The organism is Rhizobium sp. A37_96 (assembly GCF_053521765.1).
Genome location: NZ_JBNWDS010000015.1, coordinates 13,488 through 38,508 on the forward strand (window position 1 = coordinate 13,488; position 25,021 = coordinate 38,508).

25 protein-coding genes are annotated in these 25,021 nt (G+C 61.5%); 15 read left to right on the forward strand and 10 right to left on the reverse strand.

The genetic code is table 11. The features are described from left to right. The first annotated feature begins 41 nt into the window (after positions 1–41). The 7 genes from ACQZ6J_RS27450 to ACQZ6J_RS27480 all read left to right on the forward strand — a co-directional run bounded on the left by ACQZ6J_RS27450 (position 42) and on the right by ACQZ6J_RS27480 (position 6,097). Positions 42–1,052 (forward strand): DNA-directed RNA polymerase subunit alpha, encoded by a 1,011-nt coding sequence (locus tag ACQZ6J_RS27450; RefSeq protein WP_037152076.1) that lies wholly within the window; start codon positions 42–44, stop codon positions 1,050–1,052. Between the two features lie 45 nt (positions 1,053–1,097). Beyond that, positions 1,098–1,520 carry a 50S ribosomal protein L17 gene (gene rplQ, locus ACQZ6J_RS27455; RefSeq protein WP_007690793.1) on the forward strand — a complete coding sequence of 141 codons (423 nt, stop codon included), beginning with the start codon at positions 1,098–1,100 and terminating at the stop codon, positions 1,518–1,520. 169 nt (positions 1,521–1,689) lie between these two features. Next, positions 1,690–2,100 carry a ribosomal maturation YjgA family protein gene (locus ACQZ6J_RS27460; protein WP_449086430.1) on the forward strand — a complete coding sequence of 137 codons (411 nt, stop codon included), beginning with the start codon at positions 1,690–1,692 and terminating at the stop codon, positions 2,098–2,100. Positions 2,101–2,450: 350 nt separating this feature from the next. Further along, a complete protein-coding gene (locus ACQZ6J_RS27465) occupies positions 2,451–2,927 on the forward strand; it encodes a MarR family winged helix-turn-helix transcriptional regulator (protein WP_163986048.1) in 477 nt (158 codons plus the stop codon). Continuing rightward, on the forward strand, positions 2,924–4,996 hold the full coding sequence (locus ACQZ6J_RS27470) for an FUSC family protein (RefSeq protein ID WP_449086431.1): 2,073 nt from the start codon (positions 2,924–2,926) through the stop codon (positions 4,994–4,996). Before ACQZ6J_RS27465 ends, ACQZ6J_RS27470 begins: the two co-directional genes overlap by 4 nt. A 4-nt stretch (positions 4,997–5,000) precedes the next feature. Then, a complete protein-coding gene (locus ACQZ6J_RS27475; protein WP_163986046.1) occupies positions 5,001–5,210 on the forward strand; it encodes a DUF1656 domain-containing protein in 210 nt (69 codons plus the stop codon). Further along, on the forward strand, positions 5,207–6,097 hold the full coding sequence (locus ACQZ6J_RS27480; RefSeq protein WP_449086432.1) for an efflux RND transporter periplasmic adaptor subunit: 891 nt from the start codon (positions 5,207–5,209) through the stop codon (positions 6,095–6,097). The genes ACQZ6J_RS27475 and ACQZ6J_RS27480 overlap by 4 nt, the downstream gene beginning before the upstream one ends. A 31-nt stretch (positions 6,098–6,128) precedes the next feature. Here ACQZ6J_RS27480 and msrQ read toward each other — a convergent pair whose 3' ends face one another. Both msrQ and msrP read right to left on the reverse strand, forming a co-directional pair. Continuing rightward, complete coding sequence (msrQ, locus tag ACQZ6J_RS27485; protein ID WP_449086433.1) at positions 6,129–6,782, reverse strand: protein-methionine-sulfoxide reductase heme-binding subunit MsrQ; 654 nt, start codon at positions 6,780–6,782, stop codon at positions 6,129–6,131. Further along, positions 6,782–7,732 carry a protein-methionine-sulfoxide reductase catalytic subunit MsrP gene (gene msrP / locus ACQZ6J_RS27490; protein ID WP_449086434.1) on the reverse strand — a complete coding sequence of 317 codons (951 nt, stop codon included), beginning with the start codon at positions 7,730–7,732 and terminating at the stop codon, positions 6,782–6,784. The genes msrQ and msrP overlap by 1 nt, the downstream gene beginning before the upstream one ends. Positions 7,733–8,071: 339 nt before the next feature. Between msrP and ilvD the strand changes: the two genes are divergently transcribed. Further along, on the forward strand, positions 8,072–9,910 hold the full coding sequence (ilvD, locus tag ACQZ6J_RS27495; protein ID WP_449086435.1) for a dihydroxy-acid dehydratase: 1,839 nt from the start codon (positions 8,072–8,074) through the stop codon (positions 9,908–9,910). Positions 9,911–10,124: 214 nt separating this feature from the next. On the opposite strand, the gene ACQZ6J_RS27500 is transcribed toward ilvD, so the two are convergent. Further along, on the reverse strand, positions 10,125–10,469 hold the full coding sequence (locus tag ACQZ6J_RS27500) for a lysozyme inhibitor LprI family protein (RefSeq protein WP_449086436.1): 345 nt from the start codon (positions 10,467–10,469) through the stop codon (positions 10,125–10,127). Between the two features lie 175 nt (positions 10,470–10,644). Here ACQZ6J_RS27500 and ACQZ6J_RS27505 point away from each other — a divergent pair, with 175 nt between their 5' ends. After that, the gene (locus tag ACQZ6J_RS27505; RefSeq protein ID WP_449086437.1) at positions 10,645–12,048 is read left to right on the forward strand and encodes a DegQ family serine endoprotease; all 1,404 of its coding nucleotides are present in this window, start codon (positions 10,645–10,647) and stop codon (positions 12,046–12,048) included. Continuing rightward, a complete protein-coding gene (locus tag ACQZ6J_RS27510) occupies positions 12,045–13,361 on the forward strand; it encodes a replication-associated recombination protein A (protein ID WP_163986034.1) in 1,317 nt (438 codons plus the stop codon). Before ACQZ6J_RS27505 ends, ACQZ6J_RS27510 begins: the two co-directional genes overlap by 4 nt. An 8-nt stretch (positions 13,362–13,369) precedes the next feature. Here the strand turns inward: ACQZ6J_RS27510 and ACQZ6J_RS27515 are convergent, their stop codons facing one another. The 6 genes from ACQZ6J_RS27515 to ACQZ6J_RS27540 form a co-directional block, all read right to left on the reverse strand. Next, positions 13,370–13,699, reverse strand: coding sequence for a DUF1883 domain-containing protein (locus tag ACQZ6J_RS27515; protein ID WP_163986033.1), 330 nt, complete (start codon positions 13,697–13,699; stop codon positions 13,370–13,372). A 105-nt stretch (positions 13,700–13,804) separates the two neighbouring features. Further along, a complete protein-coding gene (locus ACQZ6J_RS27520; protein ID WP_449086438.1) occupies positions 13,805–14,074 on the reverse strand; it encodes a hypothetical protein in 270 nt (89 codons plus the stop codon). Positions 14,075–14,107: 33 nt separating this feature from the next. Continuing rightward, positions 14,108–14,305 carry a hypothetical protein gene (locus ACQZ6J_RS27525; protein WP_163986028.1) on the reverse strand — a complete coding sequence of 66 codons (198 nt, stop codon included), beginning with the start codon at positions 14,303–14,305 and terminating at the stop codon, positions 14,108–14,110. 141 nt (positions 14,306–14,446) lie between these two features. Further along, positions 14,447–15,388: a 4-hydroxy-tetrahydrodipicolinate synthase gene (gene dapA / locus ACQZ6J_RS27530; RefSeq protein ID WP_449086439.1), complete on the reverse strand. Its 942-nt coding sequence runs from the start codon at positions 15,386–15,388 to the stop codon at positions 14,447–14,449. A gap of 12 nt (positions 15,389–15,400) precedes the next feature. Further along, positions 15,401–15,628, reverse strand: a complete 228-nt coding sequence (locus tag ACQZ6J_RS27535) for a hypothetical protein (RefSeq protein WP_449086440.1) — start codon at positions 15,626–15,628, stop codon at positions 15,401–15,403. 182 nt (positions 15,629–15,810) lie between these two features. Beyond that, positions 15,811–16,827 (reverse strand): ketopantoate reductase family protein, encoded by a 1,017-nt coding sequence (locus ACQZ6J_RS27540; protein WP_449086441.1) that lies wholly within the window; start codon positions 16,825–16,827, stop codon positions 15,811–15,813. Between the two features lie 230 nt (positions 16,828–17,057). On the opposite strand from ACQZ6J_RS27540, the gene ACQZ6J_RS27545 reads away from it, so the two are divergent. From ACQZ6J_RS27545 to ACQZ6J_RS27565, 5 genes are all read left to right on the forward strand, one after another. Continuing rightward, on the forward strand, positions 17,058–18,977 hold the full coding sequence (locus ACQZ6J_RS27545) for a hypothetical protein (protein ID WP_449086442.1): 1,920 nt from the start codon (positions 17,058–17,060) through the stop codon (positions 18,975–18,977). A 190-nt stretch (positions 18,978–19,167) separates the two neighbouring features. After that, positions 19,168–20,616 carry a hypothetical protein gene (locus ACQZ6J_RS27550; protein WP_449086443.1) on the forward strand — a complete coding sequence of 483 codons (1,449 nt, stop codon included), beginning with the start codon at positions 19,168–19,170 and terminating at the stop codon, positions 20,614–20,616. Continuing rightward, entirely contained in the window at positions 20,594–21,412 is an 819-nt protein-coding gene (locus ACQZ6J_RS27555) for a hypothetical protein (protein ID WP_449086444.1), read from the forward strand. The genes ACQZ6J_RS27550 and ACQZ6J_RS27555 overlap by 23 nt, the downstream gene beginning before the upstream one ends. After that, complete coding sequence (locus tag ACQZ6J_RS27560) at positions 21,412–22,356, forward strand: hypothetical protein (protein ID WP_449086445.1); 945 nt, start codon at positions 21,412–21,414, stop codon at positions 22,354–22,356. The genes ACQZ6J_RS27555 and ACQZ6J_RS27560 overlap by 1 nt, the downstream gene beginning before the upstream one ends. Continuing rightward, entirely contained in the window at positions 22,350–23,363 is a 1,014-nt protein-coding gene (locus tag ACQZ6J_RS27565; RefSeq protein WP_163986324.1) for an OmpA family protein, read from the forward strand. The genes ACQZ6J_RS27560 and ACQZ6J_RS27565 overlap by 7 nt, the downstream gene beginning before the upstream one ends. Positions 23,364–23,380: 17 nt before the next feature. Here the strand turns inward: ACQZ6J_RS27565 and ACQZ6J_RS27570 are convergent, their stop codons facing one another. Beyond that, on the reverse strand, positions 23,381–25,003 hold the full coding sequence (locus ACQZ6J_RS27570) for an ABC-F family ATP-binding cassette domain-containing protein (RefSeq protein WP_163986016.1): 1,623 nt from the start codon (positions 25,001–25,003) through the stop codon (positions 23,381–23,383). Between the last annotated feature and the right edge of the window lie 18 nt (positions 25,004–25,021).

Below are 25,021 nucleotides of genomic sequence, written 5' to 3' on the forward strand. Positions count from 1 at the left end.
TTGTCACGATTGGATGGTGGCAACGAACGGAAGGCAAAAACATGATTCAGAAGAATTGGCAGGAACTGATCAAGCCGAACAAGGTCGAGTTCACCTCGAGCGGTCGCACGAAGGCTACGCTTGTAGCCGAGCCGCTGGAGCGTGGTTTCGGTCTTACGCTCGGCAACGCGCTGCGTCGCGTTCTGCTGTCGTCTCTGCGCGGTGCCGCTGTGACGGCCGTGCAGATCGACGGCGTGCTGCATGAGTTCTCCTCTATCCCGGGCGTCCGGGAAGACGTGACGGACATCGTGCTGAACATCAAGGAAATCGCCATCAAGATGGACGGCGATGACAGCAAGCGCATGGTTGTCCGCAAGCAGGGCCCAGGCGTCGTAACGGCTGGCGACATTCAGACGGTCGGCGATATCGAAATCCTCAATCCCGAGCATGTTATCTGCACGCTCGACGAGGGCGCCGAAATCCGCATGGAATTCACCGTCAACAACGGCAAGGGCTATGTCCCTGCCGAGCGCAATCGTGCGGAAGACGCTCCGATCGGCCTCATCCCGGTCGACAGCCTCTATTCGCCGGTCAAGAAGGTGTCCTACAAGGTTGAAAACACCCGTGAAGGACAGGTTCTCGACTACGACAAGCTGAGCATGTCGATTGAAACCGATGGTTCGATCAGCGGCGAAGATGCCGTCGCTTTTGCGGCTCGCATCCTGCAGGATCAGCTTGGCGTGTTCGTCAACTTCGACGAGCCGCAGAAGGAAACCGAAGAGGAAGCAGTTACCGAACTCGCTTTCAACCCGGCGCTCCTCAAGAAGGTAGACGAACTGGAACTGTCCGTTCGCTCGGCAAATTGCCTGAAGAACGACAACATCGTCTACATCGGCGACCTCATTCAGAAGACCGAAGCAGAAATGCTCCGCACGCCGAATTTTGGTCGCAAGTCGCTGAACGAAATCAAGGAAGTTCTCGCTTCCATGGGCCTGCACCTCGGCATGGAAGTGCCGGCATGGCCGCCTGAGAACATCGAAGATCTCGCCAAGCGCTACGAAGACCAATATTAACAGTTCAAACGGCAGGCGAATGCCTGCAAGTGAAGGAGAATAGCCATGCGCCACGGTAAAGCCGGCCGCAAGCTGAATAGAACCGCTAGCCATCGTAAGGCGATGTTCGCCAACATGGCGGCTTCGCTCATCACCCATGAGCAGATCGTCACCACGCTCCCGAAGGCGAAGGAAATCCGTCCGATCGTCGAGAAGCTGGTAACCCTCGGCAAGCGCGGCGACCTGCACGCTCGTCGTCAGGCCATCTCGCAGATCCGCGACGCCGTTGTCGTCGCCAAGCTGTTCGATGCGATCGCAACGCGTTACGCCACCCGCAACGGCGGCTACCTGCGCATCATGAAGGCAGGCTTCCGCCAGGGCGACAACGCCGCTCTCGCAGTCGTCGAATTCGTTGATCGCGACACCTCTGCCAAGGGCGCAGCCGACAAGGCTCGCGTTGCTGCCGAGGAAGAAGCCGCAGCCGCTTAAGGCCAGCTTCGGGTAAAAGATCGAGGGCCGGATGAGCGATCATCCGGCCCTTTTTTCGTTTTGGGCGCTTGCCACCTTTTATCCACCGTCCTCGTCGAGGAATATCGCGGCTGCCTTGTCGAGTCGTGCTCGGCTCAGATGCAGCGATAAGAGGGGAGCGCCGCTAGACATGCAGCGAACATTGACACGCGGGAGACCGCTCCTGTTCCTCGCGCTACTGCTGACCGTAGCGAGCGGCCTTGCACTCCGGCGGTACGGCTATGCGCTGCATTTGCCCTTCGTGGTCGTCAAATATGGTGGCTCCTTACTGTGGGGAGCGATGGTCTACTGGCTCCTTGCGACGATCTTCGTTTCGACGCGGCGTATCAAGGTTGTTTCGGTGGCGCTGATTATCGCGATCTTCGTCGAGCTTTTCAGGCTTTGGCATACGCCGTCGCTGGATGCATTTCGCCTGACAACGGCCGGAGCCCTTTTGCTGGGGCGAGTGTTCTCACCCTGGAACATCCTGGCCTATGCCGCCGGCATAGCGGCCGCGCTGGCGGTCGATTGCGCGCTGTCGAGGCCGAAATCTTCCATGTGAATGCGAGAGTGCTTTGAGCCGTAGCCACAAGCCGCCGGCGGGAGCGGCGCCGTCACGAAAAGCCGGCAATCGTAGGCACATCGATCAATAACGAGCGGTCGAGCGACGCATCCGGCGGTCGATCCGGCGCACTCCCGGCCGCCTTTGGTTGGCGCTCACCGCGAAAGCCTCCCGCTTTTCCTCGAATCGCGAAAACGCTCTATCCTTTTGTTTTCACGCAATTCCAGACGGAAAGCCGCTATGTATTCTTCCGGGAATTGCTCTGGATGCATGGCTGCATTTCGCATTTCCGATAGCACTTCGGGTCATAATAATTTGAATCCTAATTAGTTTAGTGCTAATAAGTTTCTATGAAATCGTCAAACGCCCTACAACGCCTCTTCACCGCCAATCTGCTAACGACCGGTCGCCAATGGCGGCGCGTCGTCGATCTCGCGCTGAGCTCCTATGGCATATCGGAAGCCGCGGCTGCGCCGCTGCTTTGGATCGGCCGTCTGGGGGGAGGCGTGCGGCAGGTGGTTCTCGCCACCTATGTCGGTATCGAAGGCCCGTCGCTGGTCCGGCTGCTCGATCAGCTCGAAAGCATGGATCTCGTCATCCGCAGGGACGACCCGACGGATCGGCGCGCGAAGGGCCTGTGGCTGACCGCCGAAGGCGAGGTGCTTGCTTCCCGCATGGAGGACGCCCTCGATGAGTTGCGCGGCAAGATCCTCGCCAATGTCGATCCTGCCGATATCGAAGCCGCCGTTCGAGTCCTGAAGGCTTTCGAGGAATTCGAATCGCCGAAGATTGGCGGGGCCGAGCAGGAGCGGGAGAAGGTCCTATGAACATTCCATCCTGGCGCGACTGGCTGTTTTCGGTCAAAGCCTTCATTGCGGCTATCATGGCGCTGTTCATCGCGCTGTCGCTGGACCTGCCGCGCCCCTATTGGGCGATGGCCGCCGTCTATGTGGTTGCCAATCCTCTTGCCGGAGCGACGAGTTCCAAGGGACTTTATCGCGCGCTCGGCACGCTCATCGGCGCCAGCGCGTCGGTGATCCTGATCCCGCTCTTCGTGAATGCACCGGAGTTGCTTTCCATTGTCGTCGCGCTGTGGACCGGCACCCTGCTGTTCATCTCGATGCTCGATCGCACCTCGCGCAGCTATGTCTTCATGCTTGCCGGTTATTCCCTGCCGCTGATCGCACTGCCGACCGTCGGAGCACCCGAAACCGTTTTCGATGTGGCGTTGGCCCGCTCGGAAGAGATCATCATCGGCATCGTCTGCGCGAGCGTCGTCAGCGCCATTATCTTTCCAAGCAGCGTCGGTTCGGTGCTCGGCCAGCGCATCGGCTCCTGGCTGGATGATGCCGGCACCTGGGCGGACGAGATCCTGCGCGGCGAGGGCGCTTCCCCGGCAACCCCGCTGAAGCGGCAGAAGCTTGCGTCCGACGTCACCGGTCTCGATCTCGTCATCAGCCAGCTCAAATATGATGCGGGCAGCCGCGACATCGTCCGGCATTCCCGCGAGCTGCGCGGCCGCCTGTTGATGCTGCTGCCGCTGTTTTCCTCGCTTGCCGACCGGCTGCATGCCCTGAAAGCTGGTGGAAAGCCGCTATCGCAGGAGCTGGTCGCCGTGCTGAACGATATCGCCGACTGGCTCGGGCAGGGCGGACGCGGCAAGGCTGACGAGACCGCCGATATCCTGTCGAAGAAGATCGAGGAATTGCAGCAGAATGATCTGGATCTCGGCTGGGACGATCTCGTCCGGTCGAGCGCTCTGGCCCGCCTGAAGGAAATCGTCGATCTCTGGCAGGACTGTCTGACGCTGCGCGATCAGATCGCCTCCGGACAGCAGGTCGGCACCTGGCGTCCTGCCTTCCGCCATCGCAACGTCGTTGGCCATATCAGGCACTATGACTACGCGCTGCTTGCCTTCTCGGCCGGCACCGTCGTTGTCGGGATTGCCGTCGCCTGCTTCTTCTGGATCTATTCCGGATGGGAAGACGGGGCTGGCTTTGTCACCATGGCAGCCGTTGCCTGCTCGTTCTTCGCCTCGTTCGATCGGCCTGCTCCCTTCATCACGTCGATGTTTGTCTGGAGCGCGGTGAGCGTGGTCATCGCCTGTGCCTATATCTTCGCCATATTGCCGTCCATATCCGGCTTCGAGATGCTGGCGCTGGTCTTTGCGCCTCCCTTCTTGGTGATGGGCTTGTTGATACCGCGACCGCAGATGAACATGCTGGCCATGCTGCTGGCGGTGAACAGCGCGTCCTTCATTGCGCTGCAGGATCGCTATACGGCCGATTTCGCAAGCTTCGCCAACAGCTCGATCTCGAGCCTGGCAGGCATGGGTTTCGCGCTGGTCTGGACCCTGCTTACCCGTCCGTTCGGTTCGGAGCTCGCCGCCTGGCGGCTCGTTAAGGCCGGCTGGACCGATCTTGCCGAAACCGCAGCCGGCATCCGCCGCGCCGACCATGAGCGCCTCTCCGGCCGCATTCTGGATCGTCTCGGTCAGCTTGTACCGCGTCTTGCAATTGTCGAAGATCGCGAGCTGAAAAAGGTCGATGGCTATGCGGATGTCCGTCTCGGCTTCAACGTGCTGATGCTGCAAAAGGAGCGCGGCCAATTGAAATCCGCCGCCGCCGCATCCGTCAGCGAAGTCCTGATCGGCGTCTCGGATTTCTATCGCTCACGGCTGAAAGCCAAGAGCGCCGTCGACCCCTCCGACGAATTGCGCATCTCGATCGACCATAGCCTCGAGGCAGTCGCACGGGAAAAACGGCAATCGAGCCGAGCGAGCCTCGATGCGCTCGTGGGCCTTCGCCGCGCGCTTTTCCCCCATGCCGAGCCGCCTGCAAGCTGGCGACCGCCCGTATCGGATACAACTCAACCTCTTTCCATTGCCGCCGAGTAATATCATGCCCGCAGAATTCGATCTTTATGGCGTCTACGTTCCACGCCTTCTCGTACTCATGCTCATGACGCTGTTTGTCGTCATCATCCTTCGACGCCTGCTCGCATGGGCCGGAGCCTACACTCTCGTCTGGCATCGCGGTCTCTTCGATCTCGCGCTTTACGTCCTGCTGCTCGGCGCCGTCTCCTCTGTCTCCCGTTGGTACTTCACATGAACGCGTTAAAACTCATCGGCCGTGTGGCCGTCACTCTCATCTTCGTCGTTGCCGCCGTCTATGTCGGCCGCCAGCTTTGGGGTCATTACATGGATGAGCCCTGGACGCGCGACGCGCGCCTGCGGGCCGATGTCGTCGGCATCGCGCCTGATGTCTCCGGTCTCGTGAGCGAAGTCCTCGTCAAGGACAACCAGACCGTCAAAAAGGGCGATGTTCTCTTCCGTGTCGATCGCGATCGCTTTGCCATCGCTCTCGAACAGGCGGATGCAGCGCTTGCGAGCAGCAATGCCGCTCTCGATCAGGCTCGCCGCGAAAGCGAGCGGCAGGGGCGCCTCGGCGACGCCGCGTCGCTTCAGCAGAAGGAACAGGCGCAGACGACCGAGCAGCAGGCGGAGGCCGCTCTCCGTCAGGCGACCGCCAATCGCGAGCTCGCTCAGCTGAACCTCGACCGTTCCGAAGTTCACGCTACCGTCAACGGCACGATTTCGAACCTCAGCCTGCGCCCGGGCGACTACGTTTCGGCCGGAACAGCCAAGGTGGCATTGATCGATACCGATTCCCTGCGTGTCGAAGGCTATTTCGAGGAAACCAAGCTGCCGCGCATCCATGTCGGCGACGAGGTTGCCATCCACCTGATGGGGCAGGCCGAAAAGCTGACCGGCCATGTCGAAAGCATCGCCTACGGCATCGAGGACCGTGAACGGACCTCCGGCAGCCTGCTTGCCAACATTACGCCAACCTTCAGCTGGGTGCGCCTGGCGCAGCGCGTGCCGGTGCGCATCGCGCTCGACAAGGTGCCTGACGGCACGAAGCTGATTGCCGGCCTGACGGCAACCGTCGAGGTGCAGGAGCAGGGCCAGGCCAAGATCGCCAGCGCTGCGGAATGACCATTGCCTGAAAAGGAGAGAGCGGCCGCGTTCAGGCCGCTCGGGAGTTGGAAGCCGCGGCCGGCCTGCGCGCAGCCCGGCGTTTTTCCATCATGATCGGCCTGTAGGATCTGTAGAGGATCATCGCGATCAGCAGGCCGATATAGATAAACTGCTCCAGCGACAGGATCTTGGTCGACAGCGCGAAGTGCAGCGCGCCGCAGGCGGCGACGATGTAGACCAGGCGATGCAGCCAGATCCACTTCTTGCCGAGGCGCTTGATCGAGACGTTGTTCGAGGTTACGGCAAGCGCCAGCAACATGACGAGGCCCGCCATCCCGAACATGATGAAGGGCCGCTTCAGCACGTCGTCGATGACGGCCTGCACATCCAGCGCCTGATCGAGGACCATATAGACGGTCAGATGCATCAGGGCGTAGTAGAAACAGAGCAGGCCGAGCGCGCGGCGATAGCGCAGATAATTCCAGCCGAAGAGATCCCGAAGCGGCGTCACCGCCAGCGTCAGCAGCAGAAAGCGGATCGCCCACAGTCCCAGGAAAAGCTCGAAGGTCTTGACCGCGTCGGCGCCGAGCTGGTCGGTCGCGCCGAGATAGAATTCCCAGACGGCCGGCAGCATCCCGACGACATAAAGCGCCCAGACGGAAACGGGTTGCCAGCGCTTGGGCAGGGCGAAGGAGAAAGCCATCAGAAGTTCACCCGGAGGTCCATGCCGCTATAGAGGCTTGCGACTTGGTCGGCATAACCGTTGAAGGGCAGGGTGGGATGGCGGTTGGAGCCGAAGAACCCGCCTTCGCCGATGCGCCGCTCGGTCGCCTGGCTCCAGCGCGGATGGTCGACGGCCGGATTGACGTTGGCGTAGAAGCCGTATTCCTGGCTGTTGGTTGCTTGCCAGGTGTTCAGCGGCTGCTTGTCGGTGAGCGTGATGCGCACGATCGACTTGATGCCCTTGAAGCCGTATTTCCACGGCACGACGAGGCGGATCGGCGCGCCGTTCTGGTTGGGCAGCGTTTCGCCGTAGAGCCCGACGGCAAGCAGCGTGAGGGGATTGCGCGCCTCGTCCAGTCGCAGGCCCTCGACATAGGGCCAGTCCAGCGATTGCAGGAGGCCGGACTGCCCCGGCATTTCCTCCGGCCTGACAACCGTCTCGAAGGCGACGAATTTTGCGCTCCCCTCCGGCTCTACCTTGTCGAGCAGGGCCGACAGCGGAAAGCCGTCCCATGGGATGACCATCGACCATGCCTCGACGCAGCGCATGCGATAGACGCGTTCTTCCGGCGGAAACTCCTTGATGAGGGCATCGACATCGAAAGTGCCCGGCTTGTTGACCATGCCGTCGACCGTGATAGTCCAGGGCCGTGGCTTGAATTTCCCGGAAAGATTGGCCGGATCGGCCTTGTCGAGGCCGAATTCGTAAAAATTGTTGTAGGTGGTGACATCCTTGATCGGCGTCAGCTTTTCATCGACCGTGTAATTGCTCTTGGTCGCCGTCAGCGCCTCGGCCAGCGCCGTCTTGCCACCGATGGCAGCCATGCCGATGCCGGCCGCGGCGGCCGTCAGGAATTCGCGGCGCCTGAGATAGGCCGAGCGCGGCGTGATCTCGGATGGCGCAATTTTCGGCAGACGGAAAGCAGCCATGAAACAATTCCTCTATGCGATTGCGGTTTCGATATGAGCAATACGCGGTGGGCGCAGATTTTGTTACACTCCTAGGCTGGTATCTCTTTGGAAGTGAAACCAACTTTTTGTGTGCGCTTGTGATCGGGTCGCTGCATTCCCAATTCTAGACTTGCGCCCTGATCGCGCGAATGCGGCCGTTGCCCCTGCGGCGTACCGGATTCGCTTGAGTTGATAGTGACAGTATTGCACGATTGGATTAGGACAATTCCAAAAAGCGGAGTTGTCGGCGTCCTCTTCGGCCAGAAAGCTTGGGCCTTGCCGGCGCCGCACGAATTCCAGGATGACGAGGAAGACACCATGCCAGCTTATCGTTCCAGAACCACCACCCACGGCCGCAACATGGCCGGCGCACGCGGCCTTTGGCGAGCAACGGGTATGAAGGACAGCGATTTCGGCAAGCCCATTATCGCGGTGGTCAACTCCTTCACCCAGTTCGTGCCCGGCCACGTTCACTTGAAGGATCTCGGCCAGCTTGTCGCGCGCGAGATCGAGGCGGCCGGCGGCGTTGCCAAGGAGTTCAACACCATCGCCGTCGATGACGGTATCGCCATGGGTCACGACGGCATGCTCTATTCGCTGCCCTCGCGCGAACTCATTGCCGACAGCGTCGAATACATGGTCAACGCCCATTGCGCCGACGCCATGGTCTGCATCTCCAACTGCGACAAGATCACCCCCGGCATGCTCATGGCCTCGCTGCGCCTGAACATCCCGACGGTCTTCGTTTCCGGCGGCCCGATGGAAGCCGGCAAGGTCGTGTTGCACGGCAAGAAGGTCGCTCTCGACCTCGTGGACGCCATGGTTGCCGCTGCCGACGACAAGATCAGCGACGAGGACGTTCAGGTCATCGAGCGCTCCGCCTGTCCGACCTGCGGTTCCTGTTCCGGCATGTTTACCGCCAATTCGATGAACTGCCTGACGGAGGCGCTCGGCCTGTCGCTGCCCGGCAACGGCTCGACGCTCGCCACCCATGCCGATCGCAAGCGCCTTTTCGTCGAGGCCGGCCATCTGATCGTCGATCTCGCCCGCCGCTATTACGAGCAGGACGACAGCAACGCCCTGCCGCGCACCATCGCTTCGAAGCAGGCTTTCGAAAACGCCATGGCGCTCGACATCGCCATGGGCGGCTCGACCAATACGGTTCTGCACATTCTTGCCGCCGCGCATGAAGGCGAAATCGATTTCACCCTGGCCGATATCGATGCTCTGTCGCGACGCGTGCCATGCCTGTCGAAGGTCGCGCCGGCAAAGAGCGACGTCCACATGGAAGACGTGCACCGCGCCGGCGGCATCATGTCGATCCTCGGCGAACTCGACAAGGGCGGCCTCATCAACCGCGATTGCCCGACGGTCCATGCCGAAACGCTCGGTGACGCCATCGATCGCTGGGATATCACCCGCACCAGCAGCGAGAGCGTCCGCGAATTCTTCCGCGCGGCTCCCGGCGGCGTTCCGACTCAGGTCGCGTTCAGCCAGAGCTCCCGCTGGGACGAACTCGACACCGATCGCGAGACTGGCGTCATCCGCTCCGTCGAGCATCCCTTCTCCAAGGACGGCGGTCTCGCCGTCCTCAAGGGCAATCTGGCGCTCGACGGCTGCATCGTGAAGACGGCCGGCGTCGATGAATCGATCCTGAAATTCTCCGGCCCGGCAAAGGTCTTCGAAAGCCAGGATTCGGCCGTCAAGGGCATCCTCAGCAACGAGGTCAAGGCCGGCGACGTCGTCGTCATCCGCTACGAAGGCCCGAAGGGCGGCCCCGGCATGCAGGAAATGCTCTATCCGACGAGCTATCTGAAGTCGAAGGGTCTCGGCAAGGCTTGCGCGCTCATCACCGATGGCCGTTTCTCCGGCGGCACGTCCGGCCTCTCCATCGGCCATGCTTCGCCGGAAGCGGCAAACGGCGGCGCGATCGGTCTGGTACGCGAAGGCGACATGATCGACATCGATATTCCGAACCGCACCATCAGCCTGCGCATCGACGACAAGGAGCTTGCCGCTCGCCGCGAAGCCCAGAACGCCAAGGGCTGGCATCCGGCCGAAGCACGCAAGCGCAACGTCACCACTGCGTTGAAGGCCTATGCTGCGTTTGCCACGAGCGCTGACCGCGGCGCGGTCAGAGATCTCGGTGGGAAATAACCAAGCCCCTTCGCCCCGCAGAGCGGGGAGAAGGTGGACTCGAACGGTCGAGCGGAGCTCGGCCGCGAGAGGACGGATGAGGGGCTTTCTGGAGATTTGCCGCGAAAGCATGGTCTGCCTGACGCGCGCTTGCCCCTCACCCTAGCCCTCTCCCCACAGGCGGGGAGAGGGGACATTTCCGGCTTAAGCCCTTAAGCCGTTGCGAACCAAGCCCTTACAGCGGCCGATTGATCTGCTTGTAGGTGTCGTTCAGCACCTTCAGGCGCTCCTCGTAGGACGAAGTGAGGCAGGCGACATCGGCGCCACAGGCTTGCCGTTTCTTCAGCCATTCCGTCTGCTGATCCTGCATCGTGCCGCGCGCGCCCATGGCGAGCAGGCCGGAGAGCAGATCGAAGGTCGTCACCATCTTCACATCGGCATCGTTGAGTGCCCGGACATCGCATATCGCCTTCTCGTCCGGCTTCAGGGTCTGCGCCTCGCAATCGAAGCTGGCTGCATGGGAGGTGCCGGCCATGGCGAAGGTGAAGACGAAGATGGCGGCAAGATGGTTCGATCGCATGTCTGGTTCCCTTTTCACGATTCCCAACGCGAAATGCATGACAGCATGTTTTTGTTCAACGAGCCTGTTTTTTATCGCCGCAAACGTCCATTTATGCTTCATGCTTCCGCCCTCTTTTCTTTCTAGCGTCGGGCGCTACAACGTTGTTTAAAGAGAATTAAAAAGGGAAACCTCCATGCATGTCCTCCTGAAGCGCACTGCCGTTTCGATGATTGCCCTCGTCATGGCGATGCCGCTTTCCGTTCAGGCCCAGACGGCAAAGACGCTGCCGCAAAGCCAGACGCAGATGCAGCTTTCCTTCGCCCCGCTCGTCAAGCAGACGTCCGGTGCCGTGGTGAACGTCTATGCCGAGCGCGTGGTGCAGCGTCAGTCTCCCTTTGCCGGCGATCCCTTCTTCGAGCAGTTCTTCGGCCAGCGCATGCCGAATCGCACCGAGAAGCAATCGTCGCTGGGTTCGGGCGTCATCGTGGAGGCAAACGGCACGGTCATCACCAACAACCACGTCGTTGATGGCGCCGACGATATCAAGATCGCGCTTTCGGATGGCCGCGAGTTTCCGTGCAAGGTCATTCTGAAGGACGATCGGGTCGATCTCGCGGTGCTGAAGATCGAGTCGAAGAACGAGACCTTCCCCATTCTGCCCCTCGGCAACTCCGATGGCATCGAGGTCGGTGATCTCGTGCTGGCGATCGGCAACCCCTTCGGTGTCGGGCAGACGGTGACGAGCGGTATCGTTTCGGCGCTCGCCCGCAATCAGGTGAAGAACGAGGTCGGCTTCTTCATCCAGACCGATGCCTCGATCAACCCCGGCAATTCGGGCGGCGCGCTCGTCAACATGACCGGCGAGCTGATCGGGCTCAATACGGCGATCTTTTCCCAGGGCGGCGGCTCCAACGGCATCGGCTTCGCCATCCCCGCCAATCTGGTCAAGGTCTTCCTTGCCGCGGCCGATCGTGGCGACAAATCCTTCGAGCGCCCCTATATCGGCGCCTCCTTCGAGCCCGTGACATCCGATGTCGCCGAAGCGCTTGGCCTGGACAAGGTGCGCGGTGCGCTGGTGACCAAGGTGGTCGATGGCGGCCCGGCGGCCAAGGCCGGGCTCAAGCCGGGCGAGGTCATTACGGCGCTGAACAACATCTCCATCGAGCATCCCGACGCGCTCGGCTACCGCCTGACCACGGCCGGTCTCGGCGCGACGGTGTCGTTGACCGTGCTGGACAATGGCAAGGAACACGAGACCACGATGACGCTTGCCGCGGCGCCCGAATCCACGCCGCGCGACGAACGGGTGATCGAGGGCAACAATCCGTTCTCCGGCGCGACCGTTGCCAATCTCTCGCCGCGCGTTGCCGACGATCTGCACATGCCGCCGGATTCCACCGGCGTCGTCATCGAGAGCCTGAAGCCGAACTCGCCGGCCGATCGCCTCGGATTTGCCGCGCGCGATATCGTCATCTCCATCAATGGCGTCACCATCAACACCACGGAGATCCTTCAGAAGACCGTTACCTCCAACCCAAGCTTCTGGCGCGTCGAAATCGAGCGCGACGGCCAGCGCATCCGGCAGTTTTTCCGATGAGCGATGACCTGTTTGCACCACGGATACCGGAGGAGGTCGCCAACAAGCGGCCTCTGGCCGATCGTCTGCGGCCGCAAACATTGGCCGAAGTCACCGGCCAGCCGCATTTGACGGGTGAGGATGGCGTGCTGCGCCGGATGATCGAGGCGGGTTCTCTCGGCTCGATGATCTTCTGGGGCCCGCCGGGCACCGGCAAGACGACGGTCGCGCGGTTGCTTTCGGGCGAGGCGGGCCTTGCCTTCGAACAGATTTCGGCGATCTTTTCCGGCGTCGCCGATCTGAAGAAGGTGTTCGAGACGGCGCGTCTGCGCCGCATGGACGGCCGCCAGACCCTGCTTTTCGTCGATGAGATCCATCGCTTCAATCGCGCGCAGCAGGATAGCTTTCTGCCCGTGATGGAAGACGGCACCGTCATTCTGGTGGGAGCGACGACCGAAAATCCGTCCTTCGAGCTCAATGCCGCTCTTCTCTCTCGCGCCCGCGTTCTGACATTCCGCTCGCATGACGAGGAAAGCCTGGAGGAGCTGCTGCGCCGCGCCGAAGCGGTAGAGGGCAAGCCGCTGCCGCTGACGGAGGATGCCAGGGCCAGCCTGATCCGCATGGCCGACGGCGACGGCCGCTCGGTTCTGACGTTGGCGGAGGAAGTCTGGCGCGCGGCGCGCAAGGACGAACTTTTCGATCCCGACATGCTGGTCAAGATCGTGCAGCGCCGCGCGCCGGTCTATGACAAGGCGCAGGACGGGCACTACAATCTGATCTCGGCGCTGCATAAATCGGTTCGCGGCTCCGACCCCGACGCAGCACTTTACTACCTCGCGCGCATGTTCGATGCCGGCGAGGATCCGCTCTATCTTGGCCGCCGGCTGGTGCGCATGGCGGTAGAAGATATCGGCCTTGCCGATCCGCAAGCTCTGGTAATCTGCAACGCGGCCAAGGATGCCTATGATTATCTGGGGTCGCCGGAAGGTGAATTGGCGCTGGCGCAGGCCTGCGTCTATCTCGCGACCGCGCCGAAATCCAATGCCGTCTACACGGCCTTCAAGGCAGCGACGCAGGCCGCCAAGCAGAACGGCTCGCTCCTGCCGCCGAAGCACATCCTCAATGCGCCCACCAAGCTGATGCGCACCGAAGGATATGGCGACGGCTATCGTTACGATCACGACGAGCCGGATGCCTTTTCAGGCCAGAATTACTTTCCCGAGAAAATGGGCCGCCAGACCTTTTACGATCCGCCGGAGCGCGGCTTCGAGCGCGAGATCCGCAAGCGGCTGGACTGGTGGGCGAAGCTGCGCAAGGAGCGCGGCGAGCGCTGATCTGCGCATCACCTGTCGGCGACGTCCTGCGGTGCTTTCTGTATGCGGGGAGCAGCCGTCTTGTCGACCATTTTCACGCTCGATTCCGCCAGGCTCTTGTGCCCTTCCATATCGACGACCAGATGCCAATGGCCGGCCTCCGGAATGCTCAGTCGAATCGGTGATTTCTTGGCGACGCCGCCCAGGAATTGATGCTTGAGCGTCTCGGTAAATCGCTCGAAATTCGAGCTGTTCATCAACCGAACATTGGCGACGGCCGATAGCGTGATTTCAATCACCGTACCGGCGCGTTGTTCCTTGAGATCATAATGGCTGTAGCGGAAGGCAGGCTTCGACATCGTGTTTCTATTTTCTGGGACACCCGGCCTGGAAGCCTACCGAAGGCGGGTTAAGGAAGCGTTCGGCCGGGTCCCGCGGCTGTCGAAGCCTGCGATCGGACAGGGCTAGTGCAGGTTGGCGGAGTGGACCGCGAAGCCGTCCAGATCGAGGATGGCGCCTTCGGGCGCAAGGCAGATGTCGGCCGGATTATGGTTGCATTCTTCAGCGGCGAAGTGCAGGGCGGCCGCTTCGTTGCGGAACAGGCCGCCGACGAGGCCCATCCTGTCCTGAACGATCCAGCCGCCGCAGCGGTCCCGGCCGATGATGAAGCGAGCGGGAGCCGGAGAGAGCGGACTACGAGCCGCGCGACGCTGAATATGCTGTGCGTTTGCCATTGTATTCTTCCTCTTGGGTCTCTGCGATTTCACTCAATGTCCGGTCAGGCGCAGCGCGATTTGCAGGGCGCCGGCGATCAAGAGGACAAGTCCGAGGCGTGGAGCGACGGAGCGAAGCCCGTCCAGCAGTGCATCCGAAGAGATGTGCCGCTCGCTCGTTGCGAAGCCCGCGGCACGAGGGCGTTGAAGGGGATCGGCTGATAGGCCGACATGCCTGTAGCGTGACATCATGGTTCCTTTCCGTGTCACCAGCACCGCCGGTCCGATAAGACCCTTTCCGGTGCTACGCTCTTGAATCTATGAGGGAGTTGCTAGGATTTCCATTTGCCCGAAACGGCAAAAATATAAAAATCTCATAGGGAGGAAGCGGTTTCACAATCCCAGGCGATAGGCATGGCGGGACGCGAACCGTCCGCTGCCGTCGAGCTGAAACGGTGTGATCGCCGCCCGGATGGCCGCTGCCGTCTCATCGGCGACGCCGACCAACGGCAGACGCATATCCGCCTCGATATCCCTGACCAGTGACAGGGCGTATTTGACCGTTGCCGGCTCGCTTTCGCGTACGAGTGCGCCGAACAAGGGTTGCAGCCGCTCGTCGATGGATCGGGACGCGCTGATGTTGCCGCACGCCACCGAATGCTGCATGGAATGAAAGAGCCGCGGGACGATATTGGACGCGCCGGAAAAGCAGCCGTTGCCGCCGGCAGCGGTAAAGGCGAGCGCGCAGGCGTCGTTCGACGTGTAGAGGCCGAATCGCTCAGGCAGCAAGGAACGCCAGAGATCGAGGCGCGAGACATCGCCGCGGCCATCGGCGATCCCTGCGATCCCTCGAATTTCCGCCAACCGCGCGACCGTCGCAGGGGCGAGGTCGATCGCGGTATGCGATGGCTGATTGTGGACGATGATGGGCAGCTCGGTCCGCGCCGCGAGCTGTTCGAAATGGTGGATGACACCGTTTTGCGTCGGCTTGGAATAATAGGGAACCGTCACGAAGGCGGCATCGGCGCCGAGACGCTGCGCCTGGATGGTTTCCTCTATGGTCGTGGCCGTGTCATTGGTCCCGGTCGCGACGATGACGGGCACCTTGTCGTCGGAAAGTTCGATGCAGATCTCGATGGCGCGGATGCGTTCGGCCTCTGTCAGCGTCGGACCCTCGCCCGTCAGGGAACAGACCAGAAGGCCGTCGATCCCGCTCAGCAACTGCCATTCGATATGCGCCATCATATCGACGCCATCGAAAATGCCATCTCGAAAAGGCGTGACAAGGGCGGTCATCGCACCGCCGATGCGTCTCTGAAAAATCGGTCTACTCATGTCGGCGAAATCTCAAAGATAGTGCAGCACGATGAACAGCTCGAGACCGCCGAGCAGAAGCCCGAAGGCGAACATGGCCTGAAAGGTGCGTTTTTCGCGAACTTGCCGATTGTGGGGCGAGCGTTTGGGCCGGTTTTTTACGCCCGGCACCGCTGCCGCGGTGCGGTGATGTCTCTCATCGCTGTTGTGGACCAGGACGCGGATGGATTCCGTCAGATTGGGTGCGTGCGTGTCGAGCATGGGGTCGATCTCCATATTTCGCTGCAAGCGTAACGCCGCCGTTCATAGGAAATCCATTCGCAGCCAAAGGTGAAGAAGTAAGGGAGATATAAAGAGCCGCCATACCCGCAATTGATCCGGCAATCGGCCCGTGGCCCATTGCCGGAAAGTCGGAGGGCTCTTCGCGCGCCCTCGATCTCCAGTCAGCCCGCGTCCTGTTGGTTCTTGCGGTCGAGTTGCGTCACCAGCGCAAGGATCGTCGCGGAAATTGGCGTCGGCACGTTCACGAGCTTGCCGAGCGACACCACGACACCGACGAGCGGCGCGATTTCCAGTGCCTTGCCGGCAAGCAGATCCTGCAGCATCGACGTGCGCACGGGGCCGATCTGGCGCGAGCGATCAAGCCGCTCTTCCACGGACATGGCGACTTGCGATCCCAATGCCTCCGCAACGGCTTTGACCTCGCCCATCACCTGGCCGACCATCGCCGCCAGCGCGGGATCTTCCATGATGTCGGACATCAAGCCGCGGGTGAGCGCACTGATCGGATTGAAGGCGGCGTTGCCCATCAGCTTGCTCCAGATATCGTCGCGAATGCGCGAGGAAATGGAGAAGTTGACGCCGGCCTGCCGAAGAAGCGCCGCTATGGCTTCGATATCCGCCGTTGTCTCGCCGGAAGGCTCGCCAAGGATGAAGTGGCCGCTGTTGCTGAGCTTGACCTCGCCGGGCGCGATGACCTCCGCTCCCTGATAGGCAACGCAGCCGATGACGCGCTCGGGCCCGATCAGGCGCCAGAGATCGCCGTTCGGATCGAGTTCTTCCATCTGGTATTCGGCATGGCCGCTCTGCCGGTCCCGATGAAAATACCACCACGGCACGCCGTTGAGGATCATCACGACGCGGGTCCCCGAATGCAGCAGTTTGGCAATTCCGGGAACGGCGGCGGCAAGCTGATGACCTTTGAGCCCGGTGATGACGAGATCCTGCGGCGGCAATTCGCTAGCATCGGCCGTTGCCGTCATCTGCGCGACAAGGGGGCTGTTCGCACCGGATTCCCACAGGCTCAGGCCGCCCGAGCGGATGGCATCCAGGTGAGCACCACGCGCAACGACGGAAACCTGCGTCTGCGCTCCCTTGGCGGAAGCGAGCTTCGTGGCGATCGCGCCACCCAGCGCGCCGGCGCCGTAGATGCAGATGTTCTTGAAGGGGGAAGACGTCATGGCTTGATGCTCCGAATGAGATCGCGTGTTTTGAAAAGATATGTCGCGTTTTCGATTTGGCGAAGGGCTGTCAGGTTGGAGGCAATTGGAATTGAAAATCGCCGGACCTTCCTACACACTACAGGCTTATGGGAATTTCACCACGCTCATCCGAGCCCGAATGAGAGCCGCCGGTAAAGGAAGAGGTTTTTCCGCCGGCGTGGTCTCGCGTGGATTTTGTGAACAGGATCATGTTTTCACTGAATGCATTTGGCAGCCTGCAACTTCTGGACAGCGACGGTCGCGAGGTTGCGTTTCCGGAAAAGGGCCTGTTGATCCTGGTCTATCTGATGCTGGAGCCAACGGCGCGCGCGTCACGCAGCGCGATCGCCCGGCTGTTGTGGGGAGACGACAATGGCAGCGCAAAAGTCAATCTGCGCAAGCTGGTTTCGCGCGTAAGGGCCCGCCAGGAAGCGCTTGGCAGGTCGTTTCTTCGTTTCAGCGAAACCGTCGTCGAACTCGAAACGCCGCCCTCGACCTCCGATCTTTGGTTTGCCCGCCCGGAGCAGGCCGAGCCGATGTTTGCGAGATTGAAACTACTGGCGAAAACGCTCGAGGCGCAGTTCCTGCAGGGGATCGATTGCCAAAGCGCGGTTTTCGTCCATTGGCGCGAGGCGCAAAGACGCAGACATGTCGATGTGCTGAAGAAAGCGCTGACAGCCGCCGCCGCGGAAGCGACCGCAAACGACGATGTCGCGCTGGTGAAGGAAGCGGCGCTTCTTGTCCTGGGTGTCGACCCGGAAGATCGGGATATTCATCACATCCTGCTGCGGATATTCGATGCGGCGGGCGAGGTGGCGTATTTCAGAAAGACCTTCGAGCAGCGTGCCGAGCTGCTCGGTTCATGGTCGCTGCGGCAAGAGGACATTTTGGCGGCGCAGCCTGAAGGCGCCGTTCTTCGTCATGAAAGAGCGTCGGCTGGGCGGGCGAGGGTCCGGATACCTCTGCTCCTCCTCCCATCCGCGGAGAGGCAAGATATAGGGTATGATGCCTCGTCCCTTGTGAACGATATCACCATCGGCTTCTGCGCGCTGGACAGCCTGGACATTGCGGGCCGCAACACGGCGGTCCGGATCGGCAAGGTTGGCGAGGGTGCCGTCGCGACGTTCGACCAATGGGACCGCTCCTACATTCTCGAGATGCGCCTCAGCGTGCGGGACGACGGCCCGCTGCTGTTCTTGCAACTGGTCGAGGCGGCCAGCGATGAAATCGTCTGGGCGGAGCGCACGAGCCTTGGACAGTCGCCGTCCGAAGAGCAGAGGCAGACGGTTACGCGTCATATCGTATTGTCCCTTGCAGGGCAGATCGAGCGCCGGGAGATGATGAAGTCCCACTTCGCCGAAAACCCGACGGCCTATCATCGCTATCTCGCCGGCAGGCGCTACCTGGATCGCCTCTCGATCCCGAACCTGAGAAAAGCGCGGTCGGAACTGGAGGCGGCATTGCGGGGCAGCGGCCATTTCGCTCCCGCCTTGAGTTCGATTGCCCGGACCTATTCCAAGGAGTGGGTGCTGACCTCGGGCAGCGACGCGGCCCTGCTGGACGAGGCGGAAAACTATGCCATGCAGGCCATCGCAGCCCGACGCGATATCGCCGACGGCTATCGCGAGTTCGGCATGACGAGGACCTTTCAGCGAGAAAACGACGAAAGCATCGAGGCGCTGCAACTGGCCGAAGCGCTCAATCCAGGTCACGCCGGCATTATTGCCGACCATGCCGAAGCGCTGCTCCATTCATCGCGGCCGGAGCTCGCGCTGACGAAGATAGAAAGTGCGATCGCGCTCAATCCGGTCAGCCCCGACACCTATCTTTGGACCGCTTCCGTGGCCAGCTACACGCTCGGCCGCTTCGAGACCGCTCTGGATTATATCGGCCGGATGGCCGATTCCCGCCTGGCGGACCGGGTTTCCGCAGCGAGCTGGGCCATGCTCGGAGAAGAGGAAAGGGCCGGCTTCTTCGTGCGGCGCATCCATCAAACCAATCCCGGTTTCGATGTCGATCGTTGGGTTTCCGTCATGCCGTTCAAGGAGCAATGGCAGCGCGATATCTATAGCGAGGGGCTGCGCCGCGCGGGGTTCTGGAAAATTACCCCGAACACGGTCGGGGTGTAGACGCAATCGCCTGGCATGGCAGCAGTCGCCCTCATTGAAGCGAGTGTTTTTAGATCGCCACGGGCTCGGGCTAGTCTTTACCACAATCGCATCCTAACCTTCATCACATCGCTCTGGACCGTGGACAACCGGTGCGGTATCGATTTGTCAATTGTCCTTTCTAAGTTGATGAATTCGCCGGGGAAGATCGTTGCGTTTCGAAGCCCTCAACCGTCTCTGGGACAGCGTTCGGGAGACCAGCCATGATTTCCGTGCCTCGACGGACGTTTTTCCTGTCGTCGATATCGAGAAACTCGGCACGACCCTCGATCTGAAGGAGAAGGGAGCAGCCGCCGGTCGGCAAAACCGGCCGCCGCCGGATGCGCAGTCGCATGACGAGACGGAGCAGCGCATCGTCGCCTGGGTCGAGGCGGAAAAGAAAAGCTCCTACCAGATCCTCGAGGACCAGTTCCAGACCTTCGACAGCCGTCTGCGCAACCTCGATTTCGAGGGCCAGTTCGGGCTGATCCGGCAGGCGAATGCCTCCAGCGTCTCGGATTTCAAGGCTGAGGCGGCGAGCGGCGTCGACGAACTGCACGGGCTGCGCCGCAAGCTGAAAACCGCCGAGGATGAGATGGTGGGTTTCAAGGCCACGCACAGGCTGCAGCGCGCCGCGAAGGTCTCCAGCAAGGCGGCATGGGGCTTCAAGGTTTCACTCATCGTCTTCCTCGTCCTTGTCGAAATGGTGATGAACGGCAGCTTTCTGGCCAAGGGCAGCGAGCAGGGCATCGTCGGCGGCGTGACGGAAGCAGCCGCCTTCGCATTCCTGAACATCGGCGCGGCGCTGATATTTTCCTTCTTTTGCGTCCGCTTCCTGGTGCATCGATCCTATGCGCTGAAGCTGCTCGGCCTGCTTGGGCTCGTCGCCTATGTCGCCGTGGCCTTGGGCATCAACATTGTGCTGGCGCATTATCGCGAGGTTTCGGCGACGATTTTGAGCGGGGCCGGTGCCGAGGTGATCCAGCGTCTGAAGACGGCGCCGCTTGGGCTGCAGGAATTGAATTCGTGGATGCTCTTCGCCATCGGCCTGATGTTCTCGCTCGTCGCCTTCATCGACGGCTGCTATCTGACCGACCCCTATCCTGGCTTTGCCGGCGTGCAGAAGCGCCTCGATGCGGCCAGGGATAATTATATCGATCGCAAGCTCGATCTGATCGATGATCTCCGCGAGATTCGCGACGAGCACAACAGCAAGATCGAGGAAATCATCCGCGATCTCTCGCTGCGCCGGCAGGAAACGGCGGCCATCATCGCTCATCGGGCCAGAACGGCAGGCCTTTTTGCCGAACACCAGAACCATCTCGAGCGCGCGGCCAATGTGCTGCTCACCTCTTACCGCGACGCCGACCGGGCCGCCCGTACGGAGCCTGCGCCATCCTACTTCAACACCGCCTACAGGATGGAGCGCCTGACGCCGGTCATTCGCAGCGAAGAGGAATGGGACGACAAGGTGCTGGGCTCGCGCATCCAGAGCGCTCAGGCGGAATTGTCGGACCAGATCAAGCGGATCGGCGACGAATTCGAGCGCGCTATCGAGAAATATCATCAGCTCGACAATCTTTTCCCGGAGAGCATCCTTGGCGCGACGCAAGCGGCGTAGCCGGCGCGGCGGTTCCGCCGGTCTCATCATCGCAACGGTGTGTCTCGCCGTGCTCTCCCTTGGCATCGTCGGCGCCTATGGCTGGCTGCGCTACAAGGCGAACGGCAATGTCGCCGTCGACCAGGCGTCGCTCTGCCCGGTGGACGGCGCGAAGGCGGAAACGGCGATCCTGCTCGACGTCACCGATCCGATCTCGGATACGACGGCGCTCGATCTGCGCAACCAGTTCCAGAAGATCGTGGCAGACGTGCCGGTCGGCGGCGCGGTCGATATCTATGCGCTCACCGAGAAGGAGGGCGAGCTGATCCAGACCTTCCACGGCTGCAATCCCGGAAGCGGTGCCAACGTCGATGAATGGACCAGCAATCCGCGCCTGGCGCAGGCGCGGTGGGAAAAGGGCTTCCAGAAGCCGCTTGCCGATATCGCCGGCAAGCTGAGTGCCGGCGAATCCGGCAGGCTGTCACCGATCATGGCGGCCATCCAGAAGATCAATCTGGAGGTCTTTGCCAGCGCGCCTGGCGGCATCCCAAAGCGCCTCTACATCGCCTCCGATATGATCGAGCATACCGCCGCCTTCTCGAACTACCGGGATGGCGTCTCCTACCAGAAATATCAGCAGAGCCCGGCAAACGACCGCTTTCGCACGTCGCTGGATGGTGTCACGGTCAGGATCCTCGCCTTCCAAAGGCCGAACATGAAGTTCGGCATGGAGGATCTCGCCAACTTCTGGGCGCAGTGGATCAAGAACAACAACGGTTATTTCGACGGCTTCGTGCGGTTGGAGGGGATACGCTGATGGCTGGCACCGACGCGAGATATCTCTTCCGGGATTACGGGCCGATGGTGCTTTTCGCCTCCATCACCATTGGCGGCATGGTCTTCATCTGGTCGTCGAAGCTTCTGGGCTGGTCGCTGCCGGTCGTCACCGGCGTTCCGCTGGCGCTGATGGCGATCTACTTCGTCGTGTCGCTTGCGGTCGCGGGATTCCGGCTGCACAACGAGCAGGCGGGCGACAATCTCTACTACATGGGTTTTCTCTTCACCCTGTCGAGCCTTGGCGTATCGCTCTATCTTTTCGCCGGCGAAACATCGATCGAGACCATCGTCCGCAATTTCGGCATCGCCGTCACCTCGACCATTGCCGGCGTGACGCTGCGCATCCTCTTCAACCAGATGCGGCGCGACCCGATCGACATCGAGCGCAGCGTGCGCCACGAACTTGCCGAGATGACGCGGCGCGTGCGCACGGAACTGGATTCCTCGTCGCGCGAGTTCTCTCACTATCGGCGTGTCAGCAATCAGATGCTTTCGGAGGGATTCGAGGAGATCGCGCATCAGGCCGAGCGCAACGGCCAGGAGATCAACAAGATCCTGGAGACATTGGCAAGGCAGGCGGTGACCCCGATCAACGACGCAGCCGCCCAGCTGACGGCGACGACATCGCAGCTTTCGGAGATCATCGGAACCTTCGGCGCCGCCGTCGAAAATGTCGGCAAGAAGCTGGAGGAGATCCGCTCGCCGGAGGATCTGGTGCGGGCGGAGCTGGCGCCGGCGATCGCTGCCATCAAGGAGATGTCGGAGGCGCAATTGCAGCCGTTGCGCAATATCGAAGTGGCGATCGGGCGCATGGTCGAAGCGATGGGGCAGGCGCCCTTGCCAAGATCCGCAGCGGCCGAACCTGACGATGCTGCCTCCGAAAACGAAGCGGTGCCGCGAAAACGCTGGTGGCATCTATGGTAGCGGGAGGCTCGGACAGCGCGCCGAAACTGGAGCACAAGGGCTACAATCGCGGCCTTATCCTTGGCCTGACCATGGCCGAATCCATGCTGCTTCTGGTCTTCTGCCTGTTGCTCGTGGCCGCCGCCATGATTTCCGCGGAAAGAAACCGGCGCTACGAGGTCGAGCGCAAGCTTGTGAAAGCCGAACAGCAGGTCGCATTGCTGGAGAAGAAGCGGGCCGAGCAGGCAGTCGAGATCGTGTTGCTGCAATCGAAGGTCGTCTCCGGCGATCTTTCCGCAGCCGACAAGGCCGTGGTGGACAAGCAATGGCGCGAACTGGTGCTGGCCAAGGAGACGCTCGACAGCATCATCGATCAGGGTGCGACAGCGGCCGATCTGCAATCGCTTTCCAAGGTTGCCGCCACTCTGAAGGAGCATGGCATCCCGCTCACGGCAGCGCCGGACCAGATCAACCAGCTGCTGGCCGAAAATGGAAGCGGGAAGGGCACGCACGACTGGCCGCCCATCATCAATCTCGACGATGCCAAGAAGAACTATTTCCAGTCGGGAAGCGCCGAGCTCACCGGCACCTTCGCCCAGTTGCTCAGCACGACGATCACAGACGAAATCGCCAGCAACCTCAGCCTCTACGGCGCCAATATCGTCGAGGTGATCGGCCATACGGACGAGCAGCCAGTGGCGCGTGAAAAATCCAATCTCGACGACACGATCATCAACGCGATGGACGGCAAGCTGCCGGTATCGGCCCTGCTGCCCGCCGACAATGCCGGGCTAGGCCTTGCCCGCGCCATTGCCGTCGCCAACGTGCTCAAGGCCAATCCCAAGCTGAAGGATGCCACCATTCTGCCGATGTCCGCCGCGCAGCTCATCCTGCCCGGCGATACCATCACGTCCGGCCAGCGCGGTGCCGTCGAGGCACGCCGCCGCATCGAAATCCGCGTGCGCGGCAGGACGGCACCCGTTGCCGTGATCAATGCCGGTGCCGCAGCTTCTGCCGATCCGCAATAGCGCCCCTTGGCGAACCGTCAGCTCCTGAGGCCGGGGGCCTCGTAGCCGGTGCGCTCGACATACTCGGTGTAGCCGCCGGTATATTGGTGGATGCCTTCCGCCGTCAGTTCCAGCACGCGGTTGGAGAGTGCGGCGAGGAAATGCCGGTCGTGTGAGACGAACAGCATCGTGCCCTCATATTGCGACAGCGCCTGGATCAACATCTCTTTCGTATCGAGATCGAGATGGTTCGTCGGCTCGTCCAGCACCAGCAGGTTCGGCGGATCGAAGAGCATGATCGCCATGACAAGCCGCGCCTTCTCGCCGCCCGACAGCACGCGGCATCTCTTCTCCACGTCGTCGCCGGAGAAACCGAAGCAGCCGGCGAGCGCCCGCAGGGAGCCTTGTCCGGCCTGCGGGAATTCATGCTCCAGCGTTTCGAAAATGGTGCGCTCTCCGTCGAGCAGGTCCATGGCGTGCTGGGCGAAATATCCCATCTTGACGCTGGCGCCGAGCGCGACGCTGCCTTCGTCAGGCTCCGTCGAACCGGCCACAAGCTTCAGCAGCGTGGACTTGCCGGCGCCGTTGATGCCCATGATGCACCAGCGCTCCCGCCGCCGTACCATGAAATCAAGCCCCTCATAGATGCTGCGACTGCCATAGCCCTTATGAACGTTCTTCAGGACGACCACGTCTTCGCCCGAGCGCGGTGCCGGCTGGAATTCGAAGGCGACGGTCTGGCGGCGCTTCGGCGGCTCGACGCGATCGATCTTTTCCAGCTTCTTGACGCGACTCTGCACCTGCGAGGCATGTGAGGCGCGCGCCTTGAAACGCTCGATGAACTTGATTTCCTTGGCGAGCATGGCCTGCTGGCGCTCGAATTGCGCCTGCTGCTGCTTCTCGTTCTGCGCGCGCTGCTGCTCGTAGAACTCATAGTCGCCCGAATAGCTGGTCAGGTTGCCAGCATCGATTTCGATGATCTTGCCGACGATGCGGTTCATGAACTCGCGGTCGTGCGAGGTCATCAGCAATGCGCCTTCATAGCCCTTCAGGAACTGTTCGAGCCAGATGAGGCTTTCGAGGTCGAGATGGTTGCTCGGTTCGTCGAGCAGCATGACATCGGGGCGCATCAAGAGGATGCGGGCAAGCGCCACGCGCATCTTCCAGCCGCCCGACAGCGCGCCGACATCGCCGTCCATCATTTCCTGGCTGAAGCTCAGGCCCGCCAGCACTTCGCGGGCGCGGCCCTCCAGCGCATAGCCGTCCAGCTCCTCGTAGCGCGCCTGAACCTCGCCATAGCGCTCGATGATCTCGTCCATCTTGTCGGCCTGGTCCGGATCGCTCATGGCTGCTTCCAGCTCGCGCAGCTCGGCGGCAACCGCGCTGACCGGGCCGGCGCCCTCCATCACTTCCGAGACGGCGCTGCGGCCGGACATGTCGCCGACATCCTGGCTGAAATAGCCTATGGTCACGCCCTTATCGACGGAAACCTGTCCCTCGTCGGGCAGCTCCTGTCCGGTGATCATCCGGAAAAGCGTCGTCTTGCCCGCGCCGTTCGGGCCGACGAGGCCGACGCTCTCGCCCCTGTTGAGGGCCGCGGAAGCCTCGATGAAGAGGATGCGATGGCTGTTCTGCTTGCTGATATTCTCGATACGAATCATGTCTAACGCGAAGTCCGA